Source organism: Stenotrophomonas sp. WZN-1, from assembly GCF_002192255.1.
Lineage (GTDB): Bacteria > Pseudomonadota > Gammaproteobacteria > Xanthomonadales > Xanthomonadaceae > Stenotrophomonas.
In genome coordinates this window covers 3,129,563-3,150,000 of sequence record NZ_CP021768.1, presented here as the reverse complement: position 1 = coordinate 3,150,000, position 20,438 = coordinate 3,129,563, and the positions used below count along the sequence as shown (strand labels likewise).

The following is a 20,438-nucleotide window of genomic DNA, read 5'->3' as shown; positions in this document are numbered from 1 at the left end:
ATCATTCTTGGAGGAACGCGTATGGCGTCCACTAACCAGAATCTAGACGTAGTACTGCGGGTCAACACGACGGGCTTCCGTGCCGCAATGGCGGAGGCCAGTCGCCTGGCGACGCAGAATCTCAAGACACTGCGCGCGGAGGCCGAGCGGACGGCCGCCGCGCTGGCACGCGTGCATGCGGTACCGGAGGGCGCGGCAGTCAAGGCCGGGACAAAGGCAAAGGCCAACGCTGGCGACGATGTGCTGGGCAGCGGCCTGAAGGAGCTGGGCAGCGGCCTGCTGACGGCCGCCGGCGGCCCTTGGGGCATTGCCATTGCGTCGGTGCAGAAGCTGGGCGAAGCGTATCTGGACATGGTCAAGGCGTCCGAACGTGCGCGCGCCGAGTTCAACGAACAGATGCAGTCGCTGAAGCTGATGTCGTTCACGATGGATGAAGTCGGCAAGGGTCTGCGGGATCGCAGCCTGCCGATAGAAGCCGGTGTCGCTGCGCTCCATGAGCAGGCAAAGGCAATGCGTGAGCTCGAAGCGCAGAAGCGAGCGCTGGAAGGGTCAGTCACCCATTGGGAAGGACGCGTGGCCTACGGCCAGCAGTCGGCACGGGAAGGCGCCGGCATGAGCGCGGGGGCCGACTACGCAGGGCTGAAGGCCGCGAAGGACGCCCTGCAGGATTTCGAAGGCAAGACAGATCCTGTACGGCGCCAGTTCGAGGCACTGCAGGAACAGATCCGCAACTCTGTGGATCCAGAGCTGTTCAAGCGGATCCAGGATGCCGTCAACAATCTCGACAACCAAACCCTGGCCCAGTTCAAGGCTGAGTTGGGGTCGGCACGCTGGGAGGCGCTGCAGGCCGGTTCGGCGATCTCGGGCATGCTGGGCAGCATGCGCGGAGAAGCGTGGCGGGACGAGGTCGAGTGGATCCGGCTGACCCGTGGCGAATATGCGGCCTGGATGGCTGAGCGCGGTGCGGAGATCAACGCCAACGGTGGCCCGGACAAGATGAACCCGGCCCAGCGCGCCGAGTTCAACAGGGACGCCGCGCGCAAGAAGGCCGACATCGAACGCAAGGCCCAGTTCCGCGAACAGCAGCAGGCTGCCCAGCAGTCGGTCAGGGGCGTGAACGAGCAGGCTGATGCGTACGCCGGGCTGATGGATCGCATCGAGAAGCAGATCGCCCAGGACCGGGTGCGCCAGAAGCTGAAGGAGGGGATGACAGAGGCGGAAAAGCTGCAGGTCACCGTCCTTGATGAGATGGAGCATGCCGAGAAGAAGCTCAGCGAGCAGAAGCAACTGCGGGTGAAGGCCTCGCTGGACGCCGCCGTGGCCCTGGCCAAGGAAGCGGCAGCCGCTGAAGCGTCGAAGAAAGCCCAGCAGGACCTGCTGAAGCTGCAGCGGGAGCTCCAGCAGGCGGCGGATGCACAGCAGCGCGGCAACGACCAGGCACTGTTCGGCATCGGCCATGGCGCCGCGAGCGTGGATCGCATGCACCGCCGTTCCGCGCTGGATGAGGACCGGGAGAATCGAAAGCGTGCGCTGGACGACGAGTCACGTGGAGAAGACGGCAAGGTCATCGAGTCGGCCGGTTACAAGAGCAAGCTCGCCGAACTGGACGCATTCCATGCGGAGTCGTTGCAGCGTGAGGCTGATTTCCAGCAGGCGAAGCAGGCGCTTGAATCCGATTGGAGTGCCGGCGCCACCAAGGCATTCGAAGACTATGCAGCGGGTGCGGCCAATCTGGCCGAGGCCAGTGGTGGGCTGTTCACCAACATGTTCTCGGGCATGGAGGAGAGTCTGGTGAGGTTTGCCCAGACTGGAAAGCTGTCGTTCTCGACGATGGCCAATTCCATCATCGCTGATCTGGCAAGGATTGCCGCCAAGCAGGCGATCGTGGGCATCTTCAACACGTTCTTCAACCAGCAGATTGGCCCAGTGAAGAGAGAGGCCATCGACATAGTGTATTCCGCCGGCGGCTACACCGGCCCGGGGGGTAAGTACGAGCCGGCCGGCATCGTCCACAAGGGCGAGGGCGTACTCAGCCAGGAAGACATGGCCGCGCTCGGTGGCCCATCGGCATTCTTTGCCCTGCGCACGTCGCTGCGAAGCGGCAACGGCCTGCCCGGTGGTGACAGCGGAGGATACGTGCAGGTGCCGATCGCCCGTGCCGGCGAGGGTGGGATGAATGTGGAAATCAACAACTACGGCGAAAGCCGGGTCAACACCCGGGAAGAGCGACAGCGCATGCCCGATGGCAGCGAAGTGCGGCGACTGGTGATCGACATCGTGGGCGACAGCCTCAACGGTGGTGAGCTGGGCGCCATTGGACGGGCCCGATACGGATGGACGGAGGCAGTGGGATGAGCAGTTGGCCAGAGTATGCAGAAATCCGCTTTGCGGATTACGGCGAGGAGATCGTCGCTTCGGAAGAGCGGACCGAGATGGAGCGCGGCCCCAGCAAGATGCGCGCGCTCAACAGCCGGGTGATGAAGAACGTGTACGCCTCGGTGCAGTTCCGCACCGCGGCTGACGCCGAGGCATTCGAAGAGTGGTACCTGCACGATGTCGGTCGCGTCGGCTGGTTCACGATGGAGCACCCGCGGACCGGGCAGCCGATCAGCGCCCGCTTCCCGCAGGGCATCGGCCGCCTGGTGCCACTGAACACCCGGTTCCGCTTCTCCAAGCGCGATCTTGTACTGGAGTACATGCGATGAGTTCGTTCCATGAGCGCCGCCAGCGCCTGGCCGACACCCAGGGACCGCTGATGCTGCTGGAAGTGTCGGCACCGTCGATGCCGGAGGTACTGCGGATCGTCAACGACAACGTCAACTGGACCAGCAACGGCAGGGAGTTCATTGCCGCACCGTTCGGCTTCCAGCTTCCCGACGATGTCAGTGGACAGGCACCGCGCGCGCAGCTGGTGATCGACAACATCGGCCGCGCACTCACCGAGGACCTGGAAGGGCTGGCCCCCGGAGAGATGGTGACCGCACGGTTGATGCTGACCGATCGCGCCGATCCGGATGCCATCGAGGCCGAGTACGACCTGCCGATGACCCAGGTGTCGGTCAACACGCGCACGGTCAGTGCCCAGTGTGGTGTCGACTTCCTGATGCGGCAGCAGGCCGTGCTGCTGCATGCCAATCCGTTCACGTTGCCGGGAATTTTCTGATGCGCCTGGTCGACGTCGAGCAATGGGTGGGCATCCCCTATGACGAAGCGGCGTACGACTGCGCCGACCTGGTGATGCAGGTGCAGCGAGCGCTGTTCGCCCGTGAAGTGGCACTGCCCGGACGCCGGCCGCGCGGGCGGCGCGGCTCGGCCGAGCTGGGCGCATTGTCGCGCGCGCAGGCGGTACCTCGCGAGGGCCCTCCACAGGACGGCGACCTGGTACTGATGATCGAACGCGGACAACACAACCCCGGCCATGCCGGGGTTTTCTTTTTCCTGGCCCATGAGGGCTGGGTCTTGCACAGCAACGAAACGAACGGCTGCAGCGTGCTGCACCGCGTTCGTGACCTGCCCGGATTTGGGCTGAGGATCGAGGGATACTACGCATGGAACTGACACCACAACCGGCGGTCGACGGCCGCCTCATCATCACCCCGCACCCAGTGCTGCTGGATGGCCAGCGCAACGTGCCGGTCGACCTGCGCCCGGGTGAAAGCCTGTACGCGTTCCTCATGCGCCATGTAGACGGGCTCGATGGCCGCGCATGGCAGGTCTGCGTGGACGGGCTGGAGGTGCCGCGCGAGCAGTGGATGCAGGTGCGACCGCGCCATGGCCAGCTGATCGAAGTGCGCAGCGTGGTGGGCAAGGCAGTGATTCCGCTGGTGGCGATGATCGCGCTGACCTATTTCACCTTCGGCATCGGCACGCTGGTGGCCGGTTCCGCCTGGGGGGCAGGCGCCGTTGCGGGGCTCAGCGCCACCTACGGTACCGCGCTGGCGTCGGCGGTATACGTAGCCGGTAGCGTGCTGATCAACAAGGTGCTGGGCCCGAAGCCTCCCCGTGCGGGTGGTGGCGGCGGTGTCGCCGACACTGCGTATTCGCTGGCAGCGCCGCGCAACCGTGTGCGCGCCTATGAACCGCTGGGCCTGCTGTTCGGTTCCACGCGCCTCGCGCCGGACCTGATCAGCCGCCCCTATACCTGGTTCGAAGGCGATGAGCAGTACGTCGGCCTGACCCTCAGCCCGGGCATCAACGTTGGCCGTGTAGAGGCCCTGCAGAACGGTGATTCGGCGTTGTCCAGCTACGAGGGCGTGCGCACCTGGTTCCGCGGCTTCCCGCGGATGCCCGACGAAGCGATTCCGCTGTACAGCAACGCCGATGTGATTGAAGGTGCGCAGCTGCTCGATACCGGCAGCGATGCCAAGCACATGGCCAGCCCATGGGTGGAACGCACCAGTTCCGCTGAATCTCTGCGCCTGCAGGTGAACATCGAGTTCCGGCTGTGGGATACCACGTCCAAGGGCAAGGACAAGGACAACCGCGAGCAGATCCAGATCCAGTACCGGCCGGTCGGCTCCGATGCCTGGCAGTCGTTCGGCAATTACAGCGTAGTGGGACGCACGCAGAAGGCGCGTCGCGTCAGCTACGGCCGCGACGTGGAGCTGGGCCAGTACGACGTGCGCGTACGCGTGGCCGGGCAGAACACCGATGGCAGTGGCGCGCAGGCTAATTTCACCTGGACCACGCTGGTCAGCGTGCAGCGCGACGACGCCAGCCATGCTGGCATTCCTGCCATCGGCCTGCAGATGAAGGCGTCCGGCCAGCTCAATGGCACCCCGGATGAAATCCGCTGCGTGGCCCATGCGCGGCCGATTCCTGTGTGGAAGGGCGAAGCAGCCGGCTGGGTGACCGAGGAAACCAGCAACCCGGGCGCGCAGATCCTGGCCTACGCCCGTGGCATCCATGATGAGAACGGCAAGCGCATCGCCGGCCTGGGCATGGCCGATCGGCGCATCGATATCGAAAGCCTGAAAGCCTTCATGCTGCACTGCGCGGACAACGCGCTGGGCTACGACTACTGGCTGACCGAGGTACGCAGCCACCAGGCAGTGCTCGACGCCATCGCGCTGGCCGGCTTCGGCCAGGTGACCTGGGCCAAGGGGCGGCTGGGCGTGGCCTGGGCGGCCGACGAGCAGCCCCTTTCCGGCGTGGTCAACATGGCCACGATCAAGAAGGGCCAGTTCCAGGTTGACTACACCCTGGCCAATGCTGCCGACGGCATCGAGTACAGCTATCTGGACCGTCGCACCTGGAAGGCGGCGACACTGCGCGTGCCGGCGCCGGGCGTGGAGGTGATGCTGAATCCAGCCAAGATCACCGGTGAGGGCGTCAGCTCCGAAGCCCATGCCGCGATGCTGGCGCGTTGGCATCTGGCGCAGAGCGTCTATCAGTACAAGTCGATCAGTTACAGCACCGACATCGAACACCTGGCCTACTCGCGGCTGTCGGTGCTGGCGTTGCAGCACGACCTGACCCAGTGGGGCTTCGGTGGCCGCCTGATCGGTGCCGCCGTCGACGCTGCAGGCGTTGCCACGCTGCAACTGGACGAGACGGTCCCGGCACCCTCTCTGGGCAGTGCGTTCATCGGCCTGCGCATTCCAGGCGAGCGTGTCTACCGCGTACTGCGCGTGGTTCCGGGCACGGAGCCAAGTGACAGGCTGGTGCTGGCCGATCCTTGGCCGGCAGATGCACCGCTGCCGGGCCACAACGACGGCAATCCTGCACACGACACGATCTGGATCTACGACTTCAAGCAGACGCCGGGTACCCGCGTGCGCGTGACCGGCATCCGCCCGGAAGGCGACCTGAAGGGCGCCGCAGTGGAGGTGGTGCAGGAGGGGCCCGAGTTCTGGCACTACGTGCGGACCGGCCAGTATGTGCCGCCGTCGAATGAATCCTCGCTGCAGACCCGGCCGGTGGCCAGCAATCTGAAGGTGGTCGAGCGCCAGGTCAGCCGGGGCGGCAGCATGCACACCGAACTGCAGGCCAGCTTCGATATCAGTGGCCCGGCCGGCGAAACGCGGGTCCTGTCCGATCCAGACGGCAATGCTGCGCTGGAGGAAGTGGCACGCACCAGCACGCGGTCGGCGAGCTGGGCGATTCCCGGAGCGGGCACCTATCCGGTGGTCGTTCGTCCGTACAGCCTCGATGGCCGTGCCGGCGTTGCCGTGTCCACCCAGTACACCACGCTGGGTGCTGATGCGCCGCCGGTCCTGGTCGATCTGTTCGACATCGAAGAGCTCAGCGGTGGCGTGCGCCGCTATGTGTGGGGCTTCTCCAGCGACACCGTGCAGTCGGCTGATTTCGCCGGCGTGGAGATCCGCTATACCGCCGGCAGCATCGACAACCCGTTGTGGGAGCACATGACCCCGCTGGGCGATGCCGGTGGCTTCTTCACCTCCGCAATCGAAGCCGTACTGCCGGAGGCGGGCAGCTGGACGTTTGCCTGTCGCAGCCGCAACACCGCCGGCGTGCTGTCCGTCGGTGCCCGCTACCTGCGGCGCTCGCTGGGGCGCAACACCGGGCAGACGCTGGAGGGAATCGGCGGTGTGGTCGAATCGGTCAAGGAGGACCTGGGCAAGGAAATCAACGCCCGCATTGACAGCGACCTGGCCGCCGCCACCCGTGCCGCCGAGGCGCTGCGTAGCGAATCGCTGCGCCTGCAGGATCAGATCACCGCCAGCGCCCAACGGCTTGCCGGCCAGGCCGAACGGCTGGACCAGCAGGCCCTGGCGCTCAAGGCCAGCACCGATGGCCTTGCACGCGAAGTGCTGGACCGCGCCGCCGGCGATCTGAATACCCGCACCGAGCTGACCACGGCGGTGACCCGCGAAACCAGCGAACGCCGGTCGGATGTGGAGAACCTCACCCGCATGGTAAGCCAGCTGTCGGCGGGCAGTGGCGTGCAGTTCGACAGCAAGCGCATCTGGTACTTCGACAGCAGCGTCGAAGGGTGGGGGGCAAACGGTGGCAGTCCAACGCTGGTGGAGGGCTGGCTGCGCCCGGCCAACCATGCCAGCGATGCCTTCGTGACCAGCCCGCGCGGCCAGGATGTCCAAGGCGCGGCGCATCGCTTCGTCAAGCTGCGCATCCGCAAGGTGGGCAGTCCTGCCTGGGACGGGCGCCTGCTGTGGAACGGTCCCGGCCAGTCGTGGGACAACGCACGCATGGTGCAGTTCGCGGAGCCAAGCTATGACAGCAACGGCATCGCGACGCTGGATGTGGACAACATTCCATGGAACGGTACCGTCGTCGACCAGATCCGCCTGGACCTGTCCAAGGCGCAGACCGACGCCCACTACTTCCTGCTGGACTGGGTGGCGATCGGTCGCCCGACGCCGGGTGCGTCGGTGGCCATGCTGCAGGAGGAAGCCACTGCACGCGTAGCGGCAGACAGCACCGAAGCGGGCCGGCGCGAGTCGCTGGCCGTGCAGTTGCGCGGCAGCTACGAGGGCGGTGAACTGGCGGGGGTCAGCCAGGGCCTGATCGCGGCCGAGAAAACCGCACGGCTGAGCGGCGACCAGGTCAACGCGCAGTCGATCCAGGCACTCCAGGCACGCATGCCGGCAGGCACCGGTGCGCTGGCCACCAGTGCCAGTGTCAGCAGCCTGCAGCAGGCGATGGTGACCGCTGACACCGCGCTGGGTCGGCGCGTGGACAGCCTTGATGCCACGATGGGGGACAAGATCGGATCCAGCGCCTTCAATGCGTTGAAGACCGAAGTCGGGCAGCTCGATGGCAGGGTTACCAGCAGCAGCCAGGACCTGGTGCAACTGAAGAGTCGCATGGAAGCGGTGATGGGCGCGGGTAGCAACCTCGCGCTCAATGGCGACTTCAACCTGGGCGCTGGCACCGGCTGGACGTTCTTCAACACCACCGCAGCATCGGTGGTGCGCGAGGGGCGCGGCAACAGTCTGTGCTGGAAGGCGGAGCCCTACGCAGCGGGAAGCAATACGGTGGTCAGCGCCGCGGTCAATGAGGGGCGCGTCATCACCCTGACCGCCGGCCGTCGCTATCGAGTGTCGTGCTGGACGCGGACCAGCGAGGACTTCGACGGCACCGCCGACAACACCAAGCTGCGCGTCGCCGACCACAACGGCAACCTGATGGGCGGTGCAACGCAGTCGTTCCCGAAATCGGCCGACTGGGTCAAGACCGAGACCTTCGTGACGTTGCCGCCCACGGGCACGGTGCAGGGCATCAGAGTCACGATCAATCGCAACGGTACGGCCGGCACGTTGTGGCTGGACGATCTGTGGGTGGAGGATGTAACCGATGTCGACGCGAACGCTACGGCGGTCAGCGGCCTGTCGACCAAGGTGGAACAGATCGATGGCAAGCTGGCCAGTGCCGCCGAGAACGTCACGCGGCTGGCCTCGGGCATCGGCAACATGGTGGCCTACAACATCATCGCCAACGCACATATCGCGTCCTCGCCCACGGGTGGCCCCCGCGCATCGGGTGTATACCGCGCCAATGGCAGCATCGTGCCGGGCATGGGCGCCAACCGGGGGCTGCGGGTCGGCATCATCAATGCGGACAACAGCATCACCGATACGGCGGTGTTCGATACCCATGGCAACCTGCAGAGCGAGTCGGCCCGTTTCAACACCTGGTACGACCAGACACTGAAGGACAATCAGTACTTCATTGCCTATACGTCCGATGCAGTGGGGGCGATCAGCAGCGCCAGCAACACCGACACCAGTGGGCTGCGCACCCGCCTGCTGGACGCGGGCCTGTCACAGGAGAACCTGGCGGCCCTGTCGGGGTCGCGGATGCTGGTGATGATCGGGCGGCGCAGGAGCGGTGCCGGCGGTGGCAGGCAGATCCTGTCGCCCTTGCCGGAGACCGGCCGTACCGGCATGTGGGTGGAAATGACCGTCACCGTGCTCAATGGCGTGCCGACCGGATCGCAGGATTCGTCGATGCTCGATCGTACGGCGCGGAGCAATGCGGAAGCATTGACTGGGCTGCGCACCGACGTCAGCAAGCTCGGTACCGACCTGGTGTCAGCGGCCGACAGCCTGACCAGCCTGGCCGCGCGCGTGGAGACCTCGGTGACCAGCAGCGACAACGTGCTGCGCAACAGCTCCTTCGCTGGCAGTGCCGCCTGGTGGACGTTGACCCGTACCGTGTCGGCCAACACCGTGGAGTGGGTGAAAGCATCGGGCCAGAGTGGTGACGCACTGTTGATGACACACGGTCCCCAGGCCGGGCAGAACCCCTTCATCACGGCCAATGATGCGCGCTGGTTGCCGGTGGTTGCCGGCAGGTCGCGGCGGTACCGCCTGGTGATGATCGCCCGCGCCTTCGACAATGCGACGGCCACCCTGGTCTGCCGGCTGCGCGTGCGGACCAGCGGGGTGAGTGAAAGCCACGCCGACGTGACGCTGAACCTGTCCGATGCGGCCTGGAAAACCTACTCTGCCGAATGGTCTGCCGCGCAGGATCGCAACGAGATCATGCCGCAGGTGCATCTGACCAACGCCGGCGGCAAAGTGCTGTTTGACCGGATCGAGCTCTACGACATCACCGATGCGCAGGACATCGCGGGCAACGCGACGGCCATCGCCAACCTGCGCAGCGACGTGGTGCAGCTTGGCGATCGTGTCACCAGTAGTGCGTCCAATGTGGTCAAGCTGCAGTCGGACGTGCAATCGGTCCTCAATGGCAGCGACAGCCTGTTCCCGCTGGGTGGGTTCGAAACGTTCCAGGATGGCCAGCTGCTGGGCAGTGCGGCGGGCACGATCTACACCGCCCGCGCCGATGCTCGCCGGACCGGTGAGCGTGGTCTGGATGTGAATGTTGCGGCCAATACCAGCCCGAACACCAATGCGGACCTGTATCTCGGGCAGTGGACCCCCATCACCGGCAATCGCCGCATCTACGTGGAGTACTACGCACGCCTGCATCCAGACAGCATCCAGCCGACCGGTGGCTCGATCCGGGTGGGCTGGCAGACCACGAACGAAGCCAACGCGGAGAATTCGTGGCCCTTGCAGGCTTACGCACTGGCCTCCCTGCGCAAGGATGGCTGGACCAAGGTCAGCGGCTACATGAATACCGCCGCGTCTGCGGCGAAGTGGCGGATGCTGGTCAGCATCCCGGGAGGAAGCGGTGCGCGCGAAGTGGGCGTGCGCGTGCAGGTGGACGACATCCGCATGATCGATGTCACCGACGCCTACGCCGCGCGGCAGAGCGCCGCTGCCGCGGCCACTGCAGTGACCGCGCTGACCACCAAGGTTGATCAGCAGGGGGCGAAGGTCGATGCGCAGGCTCAGCAGATCACCGACCTGTCCAGTGGGCTGAAGGGCGTACTCAACACCGGCAGCGGCCTGCTGCCCAATCCCGACTTCGCCGAAGGGCTGGGTGGCTGGACGGCATCGGCGGCCGCCAATGGCGCGGTGTGGAGCACGGTCAACGGTGATGGACGCCCAGGTGTGCTGCTCAACCGCTACACGAACGTGAATCCGACCCTGCAGGCCAACGGTGGCAAATGGGTGCCGATCAACGGCGCGCGCCGCCTGCGGGTGATCGTCCGCGCCTGCGGTGCTGGCGGTGCCAACAATCTGCTGGTGCGGATCTATCGCAAGAATGCGGCCGGCCAGCAGTCCTATCAGGATCTGCGTGCGGTGTTCGCAGTAGAGGCGTTCGAGACCCGATCGTTCGACTTCGATGCTTTCAACAGCGGCATCGATGCCTGGCGTTTGAACATCTATGCTCACCCCGACAACGGCCAGGTGCGGGTGGACAGCGTCCAGGTCTACGACATCACCGACCAGGTGGCCAACGATGCCAATGCCTCGGCCATCAGTGGGCTGAGCACCTCGGTGAGCCAGCAGGGCAGCAAGCTGGACACCACGGCGCGTGACCTGACCCAGCTCAAGACCCAGGTGGGCGACGTCTCGGCCAGCGGCTTCTCGCAGCTGAAAAGCCAGGTCAGCCAGCAGGGTACGCAGCTGACCGCACTATCCGGGCGGGTCGACGGCGTGCAGGCCTCATTGGGCGGCAAGGCGGACGCTGCCGTAGTGACCAGCATGCAGGCGCAGGTCAAGAACCTGGGCGCCGGCGGCAACCTGCTGATGAACACCACGTTCCCCTTCTGGCAGCGCTCGGGGTGGGGCTGGGGAAGCAATCCGAACGGCCGCTGGTCCGAGCTGGGCAATCCCACCGGCGATGACAGCTGGCATCCGAAGGGCATCACCGGACTGGGCTCAGTGACACCTGGCGTCGTCGCGGCAGGTGAAATCGCGTGGTGGGGAACCGAGTACGACATCGCCATCGAGGGCGGCAAGACCTATTGCGCGTCCGCCTGGATCAATACTCATCGCGTGGAAGTCAAGCTGGAGATGACGTTCTTCGATGCGGCCGGCAACCACCTGGGGCTGGTGCACAGCCCTGGCGTGAGGAGCGATACCGGAACGCCGATCACGCTCGACCGCTTGACGCGGACGTTCCTGATCACCAAGGCGCCCGCCACAGCATCCTTCGCTCGCTTCCGCGTGATCGTGATCGGTACTGGTGGAACCACGCCGTACTTCTGGATGTTCCGCCCAATGCTGAGCCAGGTGGATGCGTCGGCAACCGCCCCCCCCACCTGGTCGGCTGGAGGCACCGAGTCGTCCGCGCAGTGGTCGGTCAACGTCCGTGCAGATGGCCGGGTAGGGGGCGTGCAACTGGCATCCAGCGGTCAGGTCTCGCGTTTCGATGTGGTGGCCGATGCGTTCAGTGTCAGTGCGCCCGGTGGCGGGCGCCGCACCGAGTACAGCGATGGCAACTGGCGGGTCTATGACGAAGCCGGGCGCCTGCGTGTGCGCATGGGCGTGTGGTGAACCGCGCGCCGGCCCGTCGCGGTGGGTGCCTTGCATGAAAACCGTTCGGGCCGCCGGTGGATGCGGCCCCTTTTTTTGGAGATCCAACATGAAGTTCAATGCACGTCTCGTCCTGCTGACCCGCGCAGTGGAGCAGTCGGGGGTGGTCAATCTGCATTTCCGGCCGGAGGGCGACAACCTTCTTCCGCAGATGGTGATCCCGGTATCGCCGCTGGATGCGTACGCCTTGAAGTTTGGCGCGTTGTACCGGTTCGAGGCGATCGAGGTCGAAGAAGCGCTGCCCATTGAAGCAGCCGCTGGCTGAGATCGGTCGGTTGCGGTGGTGCTGGACGTGACCGGGTACTGACCCTTCACGGCCCGGCTCCGCGGGCGGGAGCGGCGATTCAGGGCGCTGGCCCGAACCCCGGTATACTGGCGCCCTTTCAGGCCCCGGCCCCCAGGAACCCCTGCCATGCCGGCAGGGGCCCAGGCCCCCAGAGTCCCGCGATTCCATGTCCCAGCTGAACCCCAAAGTCGGCTTCGTCAGCCTTGGCTGCCCGAAGGCCCTCGTCGATTCCGAGCGCATCCTCACCCAGCTCCGCTCGGAAGGCTACGACATCGTCCCGTCCTACGATTCGGCCGACGTGGTGGTGGTCAACACCTGCGGCTTCATCGATTCGGCGGTGACCGAGTCGCTGGATGCCATTGGCGAGGCGATGAACCAGAACGGCAAGGTGATCGTCACCGGTTGCCTGGGCAAGCGCCCGGAGCAGATCCGCGAGGCGTACCCCAACGTGCTGGCGGTATCCGGCCCGCAGGATTACCAGAGCGTGATGGAAGCGGTGCATGAAGCACTGCCGCCCAAGCACGATCCGTTCGTGGACCTGGTGCCCGACTACGGCATCAAGCTGACCCCGCGCCACTACGCCTACCTGAAGATTTCCGAAGGCTGCAACCACAAGTGCAGCTTCTGCATCATTCCGTCGATGCGCGGCAAGCTGGTCTCGCGCCCGGTTGACGAGGTGTTGCGTGAAGCCGAGCGCTTGGTGCGTGGTGGCGTGCGTGAACTGCTGGTGGTTTCGCAGGACACCTCGGCCTACGGCGTGGACGTGAAGTACGCCGAGAAGATGTGGCGCGACAAGGCCTACCAGACCCGTTTGAAGGCGCTGTGCGAAGGACTGTCCGAGCTGGATGCGTGGGTGCGCATGCACTACGTCTACCCGTATCCGCACGTGGACGAAGTGGTGCCGCTGATGGCCGAGAACCGCATCCTGCCGTACCTGGACATCCCCTTCCAGCATGCGAGCCCGCGCATCCTGCGTTTGATGAAGCGCCCCGGCGCGGTCGAGAAGACCCTTGAGCGCGTGCAGAACTGGCGCCGTATCGCGCCGGACATCACCGTGCGTTCGACCTTCATCGTCGGCTTCCCGGGCGAGACCGAGTCCGAGTTCGAAGAACTGCTGTCGTTCCTCGACGAAGCGCAGCTGGATCGCGTGGGCGCATTCGCCTATTCGCCGGTTGAGGGGGCGACCGCCAACGATCTGCCCGATGCTGTGCCGGAGGAAGTGAAGCAGGAGCGTCTGGCCCGCTTCATGGAGAAGCAGGCACAGATCTCCGCCGCGCGCCTGGAGGCCAAGATCGGCACCGTGCAGCAGTGCCTGGTCGATGCCATCGAGGGCGATATCGCCGTGGCCCGCTCCAAGGCCGATGCCCCGGAGATCGACGGCCTGGTGCACATCCAGAATGCCGACCAGGTTCCGCTGCGCGTGGGCGAATTCGTCGACGTGGAGATCACCGAGAGCGACGAGCACGACCTGTATGGTGACGCGCTGCCAGCCGCTACCCGTCCGGCATTCGACCTCAAGATGCTGTGACCGCAACGACGACCGCCGCCGGTGACGGCAGCGGCGTCCGCCGCTTCGTGCCGCCGCCGCGTGCGGCGGTCAATCCACAGGTGTTCGGGCACCCGGTGTTTGCCGGGCTGCAGGATTTCCGTGATCTGCTGGTTGGCACCCGTTGGCCGCCCATCACGGCACTTGACGCATGCCTGTCCCTGCCGGGTTGGCAGCTGGTGGAACAGGATGCCGCGCTGCTGGCCGACGGCCTGCATTACGAGGCGCGTATCGCGCAGGGGCGCATCGCCACCCGTGCCGACAACTGGCACGACCTGTTCAACGCACTGGTGTGGGCCTCCCATCCGCAGCTGAAGCGTGCACTGAACGCGCAGCAATGCCGGCATATCGAGGCCATGCCACCCGGCCAGCGCAACCGCGCGCAGGCCGCCTTGACCCAGTTCGACGAAACCGGCGTGATCGTGCGAGTGCGCGATGACACGTTGCTGCGCGCGTGGGACCGGCATGACTGGCCTGCATTGTTCGAGCCGTCATGCTGGCAGAGCAGTGACATCGCCATCGCTGTGGTGTTCGGGCATGCGTTGATGGAGCAGGCGCTGCTACCCGGGCGATTGCTGGTCGGCAAGTGCGTGGTGGTGCAGGGCGATGTCGATGCCGCCTGTGTCGACGCGGTGACCGCTGCCATTGCCGAGGGCAGGGCAGTGACCGATCCGCTGCAGTTGCGGCCCCTTCCATTGGCCGGTATTCCCGGCTGGCATGGCGTGCAGGATGCCGCCTTCTATCGCAATGCCGATTATTTCCGCCCGCTGCGTGCCGGCCGACAGTACCCGCCGCCGTTGTTGCTTCCTTAGCGTCGAGCCATGATCGACGCTACACAGGCGCGTACTCCACCCCGATCACCGCAAAGGTGAATTGCCCGCCGGGCAGCTCCACCGAGAACTCGTCGTCCAGCCGCTTCTTCAGGAGCGCACGCGCCAGGGGGGAATCGATGCTGATCCAGCCCAGCCCAGCATCGGTCTCATCCGGCCCGACAATGCGATAGCGGCTGATCTCACCGCTGTCCGCGTTCTCCAGTTCCACCCATGCGCCGAAGAACACGGCCAGTGGATCGGTTGGCGTGGTATCGACCACGCGCAGCGATTCCAGCCGCTTGGTCAGGTAGCGCACGCGGCGGTCGATCTCGCCCAGCTGCTTCTTGCGATAGGTGTACTCGGCGTTCTCGGAGCGGTCACCTTCCGCAGCAGCGGCGGCCAGCGCCTTCACCACTTCCGGGCGGCGCACACGCCACAGCTCATCCAGTTCGGCCTTCAGTCGGGCATGCCCGGAGGCGGTGATCAGGGCCGTGCTTTTTTCTGCGGGGGGACGCCAACGCGACATGCAATACGACTTGTTTTCGAGGGGGAGCGATGGGGGAGTGGGGTCGGATCCCTTTCCAGCGGAAAGGGATCCGACCCCAGCAGCGGCAGCTAGCGCTTGCCGCCGAAGATGCCGCCGAGGATGCCGCGCACGATCTGGTTGCCCAGCTTGGTGCCGACGGTGCGCGTGGTCTGCTTGGCCATGGTCTCGATCATGCCCTGGCGGCGCTTGGTGCCGAAGATCGCATCCTTGATCGCCTGGCCGAAACCGCCTTCCTGTGCTTCGTCCTGCTCGCGGCTGCGCGCGGCCGGCGCCTGCGCCTGCTCGACCGTCTTCTGCGCGCGCTGGGCCAGCAGTTCGGCGGCCGATTCACGGTTGATCGCGGTATCGTAGCGGCTGCCGACCGGGCTGCCGGCACGCACCTGGGCGCGCTCGGCCTCGGTGATCGGCCCCATCCGGCAGCGCGGCGGCGCGATCATCGTCTGCTGCACCGGCATTGGTACGCCCTTGTCCTGCAGCGTGGAGACCAGGGCCTCGCCGGTACCGAGCTGGCTCAGCACCTTGGCCACGTCCAGCTTCGGGTTCGGCACGAATGTCTCGGCCGCGGTCTTCACCGCCTTCTGGTCGCGCGGGGTGAACGCACGCAGCGCATGCTGCACGCGGTTGCCGAGCTGGCCGAGGATGTTGCCCGGCACGTCGTCGGGGAACTGCGAGCAGAAATACACGCCCACGCCCTTGGAGCGGATCAGGCGCACCACCTGCTCGATGCGCTGCACCAGCGATGGCGGCGCATCGTCGAACAGCAGGTGCGCCTCGTCGAAGATGAAGACCAGCTTCGGCTTGTCCAGGTCGCCCACCTCCGGCAGCTGCTCGAACAGCTCCGACAGCAGCCACAGCAGGAAGGTGGAATACAGCTTGGGCTTGAGCACCAGCTGGTCGGCGGCGAGGATGCCGATCATGCCGCGGCCATCGTGGTTGACCCGCATGATGTCGGCCAGCTCGAGCGCCGGTTCGCCGAAGAAGTTCTCGCCACCGTCCTGCGCCAGGCGCAGCACCGAACGCTGGATCGCGGCGATCGACTGCGCACTGACCAGGCCGTACTCGGTGGAGATGTCCTTGCGCTCCTCGGCGACCAGGCCAAGCAGGGCGCGCAGGTCGTCCATGTCCAGCAGCAGCAGTCCGCGGTCGTCGGCCAGCTTGAACACGATGTCGAGCACGCCGGACTGGGTGTCGTTCAACTCGAGGATGCGCGCCAGCAGGGTCGGGCCCATCTCGCTGACGGTGGTGCGCACCGGGTGGCCCAGCTTGCCGTACAGGTCCCAGAAGAGGGTCGGGCTGGCGGCCGGCGCATAGTCGGCCACGCCGATCTCGGCGGCGCGCTGGAGCAGGTTCTCGGCGCCGTTGCCGGGCACGGCCAGGCCGGAGACATCGCCCTTCACATCGGCCAGGAACACCGGCACGCCCAGTCGCGAGAAGCCCTCGGCCAGCGTCATCAGGGTCACGGTCTTGCCGGTACCGGTGGCGCCGGCTACCAGGCCGTGGCGGTTGCCGAGTTTCGGCAGCAGGGTGACGGCAATATCGTCGGTAATGCCTTTGCCGAGCAGAATCGGATCCATGGTCCAGCCCTTGTGATGAATAGCCCAATGTTAACCGCCGGCAGTGACGGTCCGAAGGTCGGCTTGCCCGGACCTTGGCGGCGCCGCTACTCTGCCTGCCTGTTTTGCACACAGTGCCATCAATGCCCGTTCCTGTCCTGATTTCCCGTGGTTGGCCGCTGCTGGCCCTGGCCGGCCTGGTTTCCCTGGCGCCCGACGCCCATGCGCAGCGGGTTTCGGCCCGGGACAAGGTGAAGGTGGATGCGCTGCAGCAGCGCATGACCGCCGCCGAAAAGCGCTACAGCGACGCCCTGCTGCTGGTCGCCAACGCCGACCCCAAGGGCAGCAACGAGGCCGACGCGGCGCTGGAGGACATGGAAGATGTCCTCAACGACTGCGTGAAGCAGAAGGGCTGCCAGATGGGCACCCTGCTGGCCAGCTACAAGCGCCTGCTCAAGCATGACGCGGATGCCGCCGCCAGCGATGACGTGGCCGACGAGGGCGGTGACCGCCTGGAAGCCGACCCCGACCACATCGGCCCGCTGACCGCGGACGTACCCGAAGCCGCGCGCGCTGCTGCACTGCTGAACGACAAGCGGCACGCCTTCGACAGCATGGTCGAATACAACCCGGCGGTGCAGGCCGGCATCCGCCGCTGGCTGACCGACATGCGCCCGGCGCTGCTGACCAGTTACGAAAACTACCAGAACCTGCGTGCGGTGATGTGGCCGGAGTGGGAGAAGCGTGGCCTGCCCGAAGCATTGCTGTTCGGCATCATGGCCAAGGAATCCAACGGTCGCGTGCATGCGTCCTCGCGCGCCGGCGCCGCCGGCCTGATGCAGTTCATGCCGGCCACCGGCCGCCGCTTCGGCCTCGGGCCGGACGGCACCGGCTTCGATACCCGCTTCGACGCGCGCAGCGCGGCCGAGGCCAGCGCCAGCTACCTCAACGAGCGGCTGCGCGAACTGAACAACAACGTGGAAATGTCGGTGGCCGCCTACAACGGTGGTGAAGGCCGTGCCGCACGCGTGTTCAAGCAGAGCGGTGGCCAGAGCTTCTGGACCGACAGCGTTTACAACCAGTTCCCCGGTGAAACCAAGGATTACGTGCCGATGGTGATCGCCGCGGCCTGGATCTTCCTGCACCCGCAGCAGTACGGCGTGGAGTTCCCGAAGATCAGCGCGCAGCCGGCCACGCTGCGCCTGGCCAAGTCCACCACCATCTACGAACTGACCATCTGCCTGGGTAGCCACGGTACCCGTGATGGCTACATGCGCGCGCTGCGCAACCTCAACCCACGCTATGAAGCCGATGGCTGGATTCCGGCCGGCACGCTGATCAACGCCACCACCCGCATCGCCGGCCTGTACCAGCGCAACTGTGTCAGTGGCCCGCGTGCCGACCTGGCCCGCACCTTGATCACCGCCGATCTGAACGCGGCGATCAAGCGGCCGACCGCTGCCAGCTACACCGGCAGCGTGGCCGTCGGCGGCGTGGTACCGGTGGCAGACGCCGCTGCATCCACCAACGTGCCGACCACACCGGTGGCGGCGGTGGCGACGCCCCGCCCGGCGCCGGCCGCGCGGCCGAAGCCGGTGCGCAGCCACAAGGTGGGCAAGGGCGAGACCCTGGGCGCCATCGCGGCGAAGTTCCAGTGCGACGTGCCGACCCTGGCCCGTGCCAATGGCCTGAAGGCCCCGGCCTACAGCCTGCGCCACGGCCAGACGCTGAAGCTGCAGGGCTGCGACAAGTAATCTCCTCGACCTCTGGAATCCGCATGGACCTCGAAGCCACCCGCAACCTGTTCGCCAACCTCCGCGAAAACACCGACTGGGACATCAATGGCCCGTTGCTGTGGGGTTACTTCTTCGTGCACTCCAGCGCCGGGCCGCTGCAGGCACTGGCCGATCACCTGCAGGCGCAGGGCTATGTTTTCGTGGAGCTGTTCGAGCAGGAGCCGGAAGAGGGCGACGCGCCGTTCCACGTACTGCACGTGGAGCGCGTGGAGATCCACGACGAAGCCTCGCTGGACCGCCGCAACCAGGAATTGGCGGCGCTGGCCGCGGAGAAGGGCGTGGAAGACTACGACGGCATGGACGTCGGCCCCGCCCCGGTCCTGCAGTAACGCGCGTACCGGTAGTGCCGGCCGCTGGCCGGCAGTGCTCGACGCGTTGGATCAACGGAGATGCCGGCCAGCGGCCGGCACTACCGAAGTCTCAGCGTAGCTTCGCCAGCGCCTGGCCCAGCTGCACCGGGCTTTCGGCGCCCAGCTGCGGGGCGAATTCGGCCACGCCCGGCGGCAGCAGCACGATCACGGTCGAGCCGTAGTTGAAACGCGCCATCTCGGCAAAGCGCTCCAGTTTGATGCCCTGGCCGCGGTAGTCCTTGCGGGTGATGCGATCACCGTAGGCCGGGATCTCCTCGCCGCTCCACACGGTTTCCACGCCGGACACCAGCAGTGCACCGACCATCACACTGACCATCGGGCCGAAGCTGGTGTCGAAGTGGCAGACCAGGCGCTCGTTGCGCGCGAACAGGCGCGCTACGCCGTTGACGGCGGCCGGGCCGACGCTGAACAGGCGCCCCGGCACGTGCACGGTCTCGCGCAGGGTGCCGGTCCACGGCATGTGCACGCGGTGGTAATCGCGCGGGGACAGGTACACGGTGGCGTACAGGCCATCGTTGTACGGCTTGGCATCCTCGTCGCTGCCCAGCAGCTCGGCGGCGGTGAACGACTGGCCCTTGGCCTGGAAGATGCGGCCGGCCTCGATCCTGCCGAGCTGGCTGATGCGGCCGTCGGCCGGCATCACCAGGCTGTGCGGATCGGCATCGGCCACGCGCGCGCCCGGCTTCAGTGCACGGGTGAAGAACTGGTTGAAGGTCGCATAGCTGCGCGGGTCCGGGTTGGCCGCTTCGTCCAGGTTGACGTTGAACTTGCGGGTGACCGTGTCGATCAGCCAGCGCGACACGCGCGGATCGTCCGAGTACGCCAGCGAACGCGCCATCGAGGACAGCAGGCGGTGGGGCAGGGCGTACGTCAGGGCGGTGGTGAGGCTCATGGGGCGGTTTTCTCGGTCAGCTTCTGCAGGTCGCGGGCAATCGCCGGCGCGTTGAACGGGGGGCGCACCAGGCCGGCAAGACGGCCCTGCGGGTCGAGCACGGCCAGGCTGGCCGAATGCTCGACGGTGTAATCCTCGGGGTTCTCGTCGAAATGCTTGCCCGGCACTTTCTGGAACACGAAGCCCAGCGAGGTGGCGAAGCGCTCCAGCGAAGGGATATCGGCAGTGGCGGCCAAGGTGTCCTTGTGGAAACCGTGCACGTACTCGCCGAGGCGGGTGGCGCTGTCGCGATCCGGGTCGACCGAGATGAACAGCACGCGCGGGCGCAGGCCATCGGGCAGGGCCTCCCACTGGTTCTGCGCGCCGGCCAGCTCGGCCAGCGTGGTCGGGCAGACGTCGGGGCAGAAGGTGAAGCCCAGGAACACCAGGGTCCAGTGGCCTTTCAGTTCGCCCGGAATCAGGCGGGTGCCATCGGACTGGGCCAGGTTGAAGTCGGGCAGTTCACGCGGCTGCGGGTACAGGGTGATCGCTTCGGTGGCCGGGGCGTTGGCCGGCGGCTTCGGCGCGAACACCTGCTGGGCGGCCAGCAGGCCGAGCCCCGCCGCCAGGGCGATCAGCAGGATGATGCCGGCGTTGCGATTGAACATGGGGGCTCCCGCGCGAAATGGGCTCCATCATACCGGCTGCGGCCCGATCGTTTCCGCCGCAACGGATGCCGCCGCGGGCGCCAGCCCCTATAATCGGGGGCCACTTTGCCCG

At 66.3% G+C, this 20,438-nt stretch carries 14 protein-coding genes; 10 read left to right on the top strand and 4 right to left on the bottom strand.

Features of this window, described 5'->3' with window-relative positions; translation table 11 throughout:
- Positions 1 to 21 precede the first annotated feature (21 nt).
- The 8 genes from CCR98_RS14910 to CCR98_RS14875 all read left to right on the top strand — a co-directional run bounded on the left by CCR98_RS14910 (position 22) and on the right by CCR98_RS14875 (position 14,520).
- The gene (locus CCR98_RS14910; protein WP_087923218.1) at positions 22 to 2,355 is read left to right on the top strand and encodes a phage tail tape measure C-terminal domain-containing protein; all 2,334 of its coding nucleotides are present in this window, start codon (positions 22 to 24) and stop codon (positions 2,353 to 2,355) included.
- A complete protein-coding gene (locus CCR98_RS14905; protein WP_014037988.1) occupies positions 2,352 to 2,705 on the top strand; it encodes a hypothetical protein in 354 nt (117 codons plus the stop codon). The genes CCR98_RS14910 and CCR98_RS14905 overlap by 4 nt, the downstream gene beginning before the upstream one ends.
- Entirely contained in the window at positions 2,702 to 3,163 is a 462-nt protein-coding gene (locus CCR98_RS14900; RefSeq protein ID WP_014037987.1) for a DUF1833 family protein, read from the top strand. Before CCR98_RS14905 ends, CCR98_RS14900 begins: the two co-directional genes overlap by 4 nt.
- Positions 3,163 to 3,558 (top strand): hypothetical protein, encoded by a 396-nt coding sequence (locus CCR98_RS14895; protein ID WP_087923217.1) that lies wholly within the window; start codon positions 3,163 to 3,165, stop codon positions 3,556 to 3,558. Before CCR98_RS14900 ends, CCR98_RS14895 begins: the two co-directional genes overlap by 1 nt.
- Positions 3,549 to 11,837 (top strand): host specificity factor TipJ family phage tail protein, encoded by an 8,289-nt coding sequence (locus CCR98_RS14890; RefSeq protein ID WP_087923216.1) that lies wholly within the window; start codon positions 3,549 to 3,551, stop codon positions 11,835 to 11,837. Before CCR98_RS14895 ends, CCR98_RS14890 begins: the two co-directional genes overlap by 10 nt.
- Before the next feature lie 88 nt (positions 11,838 to 11,925).
- The gene (locus CCR98_RS14885) at positions 11,926 to 12,141 is read left to right on the top strand and encodes a hypothetical protein (RefSeq protein ID WP_087923215.1); all 216 of its coding nucleotides are present in this window, start codon (positions 11,926 to 11,928) and stop codon (positions 12,139 to 12,141) included.
- 187 nt (positions 12,142 to 12,328) lie between these two features.
- Positions 12,329 to 13,690 carry a 30S ribosomal protein S12 methylthiotransferase RimO gene (gene rimO / locus CCR98_RS14880; protein WP_049445588.1) on the top strand — a complete coding sequence of 454 codons (1,362 nt, stop codon included), beginning with the start codon at positions 12,329 to 12,331 and terminating at the stop codon, positions 13,688 to 13,690.
- Positions 13,687 to 14,520, top strand: a complete 834-nt coding sequence (locus CCR98_RS14875; RefSeq protein WP_087923214.1) for a DUF3025 domain-containing protein — start codon at positions 13,687 to 13,689, stop codon at positions 14,518 to 14,520. The genes rimO and CCR98_RS14875 overlap by 4 nt, the downstream gene beginning before the upstream one ends.
- 19 nt (positions 14,521 to 14,539) lie before the next feature.
- Here CCR98_RS14875 and greB read toward each other — a convergent pair whose 3' ends face one another.
- Both greB and CCR98_RS14865 read right to left on the bottom strand, forming a co-directional pair.
- Positions 14,540 to 15,046 (bottom strand): transcription elongation factor GreB, encoded by a 507-nt coding sequence (greB, locus tag CCR98_RS14870; RefSeq protein WP_087923213.1) that lies wholly within the window; start codon positions 15,044 to 15,046, stop codon positions 14,540 to 14,542.
- 89 nt (positions 15,047 to 15,135) lie between these two features.
- A complete protein-coding gene (locus CCR98_RS14865; RefSeq protein WP_087923212.1) occupies positions 15,136 to 16,641 on the bottom strand; it encodes a helicase HerA-like domain-containing protein in 1,506 nt (501 codons plus the stop codon).
- 122 nt (positions 16,642 to 16,763) lie between these two features.
- Between CCR98_RS14865 and CCR98_RS14860 the strand changes: the two genes are divergently transcribed.
- Both CCR98_RS14860 and CCR98_RS14855 read left to right on the top strand, forming a co-directional pair.
- Positions 16,764 to 18,374, top strand: coding sequence for a transglycosylase SLT domain-containing protein (locus CCR98_RS14860; RefSeq protein ID WP_087923211.1), 1,611 nt, complete (start codon positions 16,764 to 16,766; stop codon positions 18,372 to 18,374).
- 23 nt (positions 18,375 to 18,397) lie between these two features.
- Positions 18,398 to 18,745 carry a ribonuclease E inhibitor RraB gene (locus tag CCR98_RS14855; RefSeq protein WP_087923210.1) on the top strand — a complete coding sequence of 116 codons (348 nt, stop codon included), beginning with the start codon at positions 18,398 to 18,400 and terminating at the stop codon, positions 18,743 to 18,745.
- Between the two features lie 91 nt (positions 18,746 to 18,836).
- Here the strand turns inward: CCR98_RS14855 and asd are convergent, their stop codons facing one another.
- Complete coding sequence (gene asd / locus CCR98_RS14850; RefSeq protein ID WP_087923209.1) at positions 18,837 to 19,679, bottom strand: archaetidylserine decarboxylase; 843 nt, start codon at positions 19,677 to 19,679, stop codon at positions 18,837 to 18,839.
- Positions 19,676 to 20,326, bottom strand: coding sequence for an SCO family protein (locus CCR98_RS14845; protein ID WP_005417991.1), 651 nt, complete (start codon positions 20,324 to 20,326; stop codon positions 19,676 to 19,678). The genes asd and CCR98_RS14845 overlap by 4 nt, the downstream gene beginning before the upstream one ends.
- Between the last annotated feature and the right edge of the window lie 112 nt (positions 20,327 to 20,438).

Coding starts and splice junctions, on each gene's coding strand:
- CCR98_RS14910 (WP_087923218.1), top strand. CDS start 22: ATGGCGTCCACTAACCAGAATCTAGACGTAGTACTGCGGGTCAACACG.
- CCR98_RS14905 (WP_014037988.1), top strand. CDS start 2,352: ATGAGCAGTTGGCCAGAGTATGCAGAAATCCGCTTTGCGGATTACGGC.
- CCR98_RS14900 (WP_014037987.1), top strand. CDS start 2,702: ATGAGTTCGTTCCATGAGCGCCGCCAGCGCCTGGCCGACACCCAGGGA.
- CCR98_RS14895 (WP_087923217.1), top strand. CDS start 3,163: ATGCGCCTGGTCGACGTCGAGCAATGGGTGGGCATCCCCTATGACGAA.
- CCR98_RS14890 (WP_087923216.1), top strand. CDS start 3,549: ATGGAACTGACACCACAACCGGCGGTCGACGGCCGCCTCATCATCACC.
- CCR98_RS14885 (WP_087923215.1), top strand. CDS start 11,926: ATGAAGTTCAATGCACGTCTCGTCCTGCTGACCCGCGCAGTGGAGCAG.
- rimO (WP_049445588.1), top strand. CDS start 12,329: ATGTCCCAGCTGAACCCCAAAGTCGGCTTCGTCAGCCTTGGCTGCCCG.
- greB (WP_087923213.1), bottom strand. CDS start 15,046: ATGTCGCGTTGGCGTCCCCCCGCAGAAAAAAGCACGGCCCTGATCACC.
- CCR98_RS14865 (WP_087923212.1), bottom strand. CDS start 16,641: ATGGATCCGATTCTGCTCGGCAAAGGCATTACCGACGATATTGCCGTC.
- CCR98_RS14860 (WP_087923211.1), top strand. CDS start 16,764: ATGCCCGTTCCTGTCCTGATTTCCCGTGGTTGGCCGCTGCTGGCCCTG.
- CCR98_RS14855 (WP_087923210.1), top strand. CDS start 18,398: ATGGACCTCGAAGCCACCCGCAACCTGTTCGCCAACCTCCGCGAAAAC.
- asd (WP_087923209.1), bottom strand. CDS start 19,679: ATGAGCCTCACCACCGCCCTGACGTACGCCCTGCCCCACCGCCTGCTG.
- CCR98_RS14845 (WP_005417991.1), bottom strand. CDS start 20,326: ATGTTCAATCGCAACGCCGGCATCATCCTGCTGATCGCCCTGGCGGCG.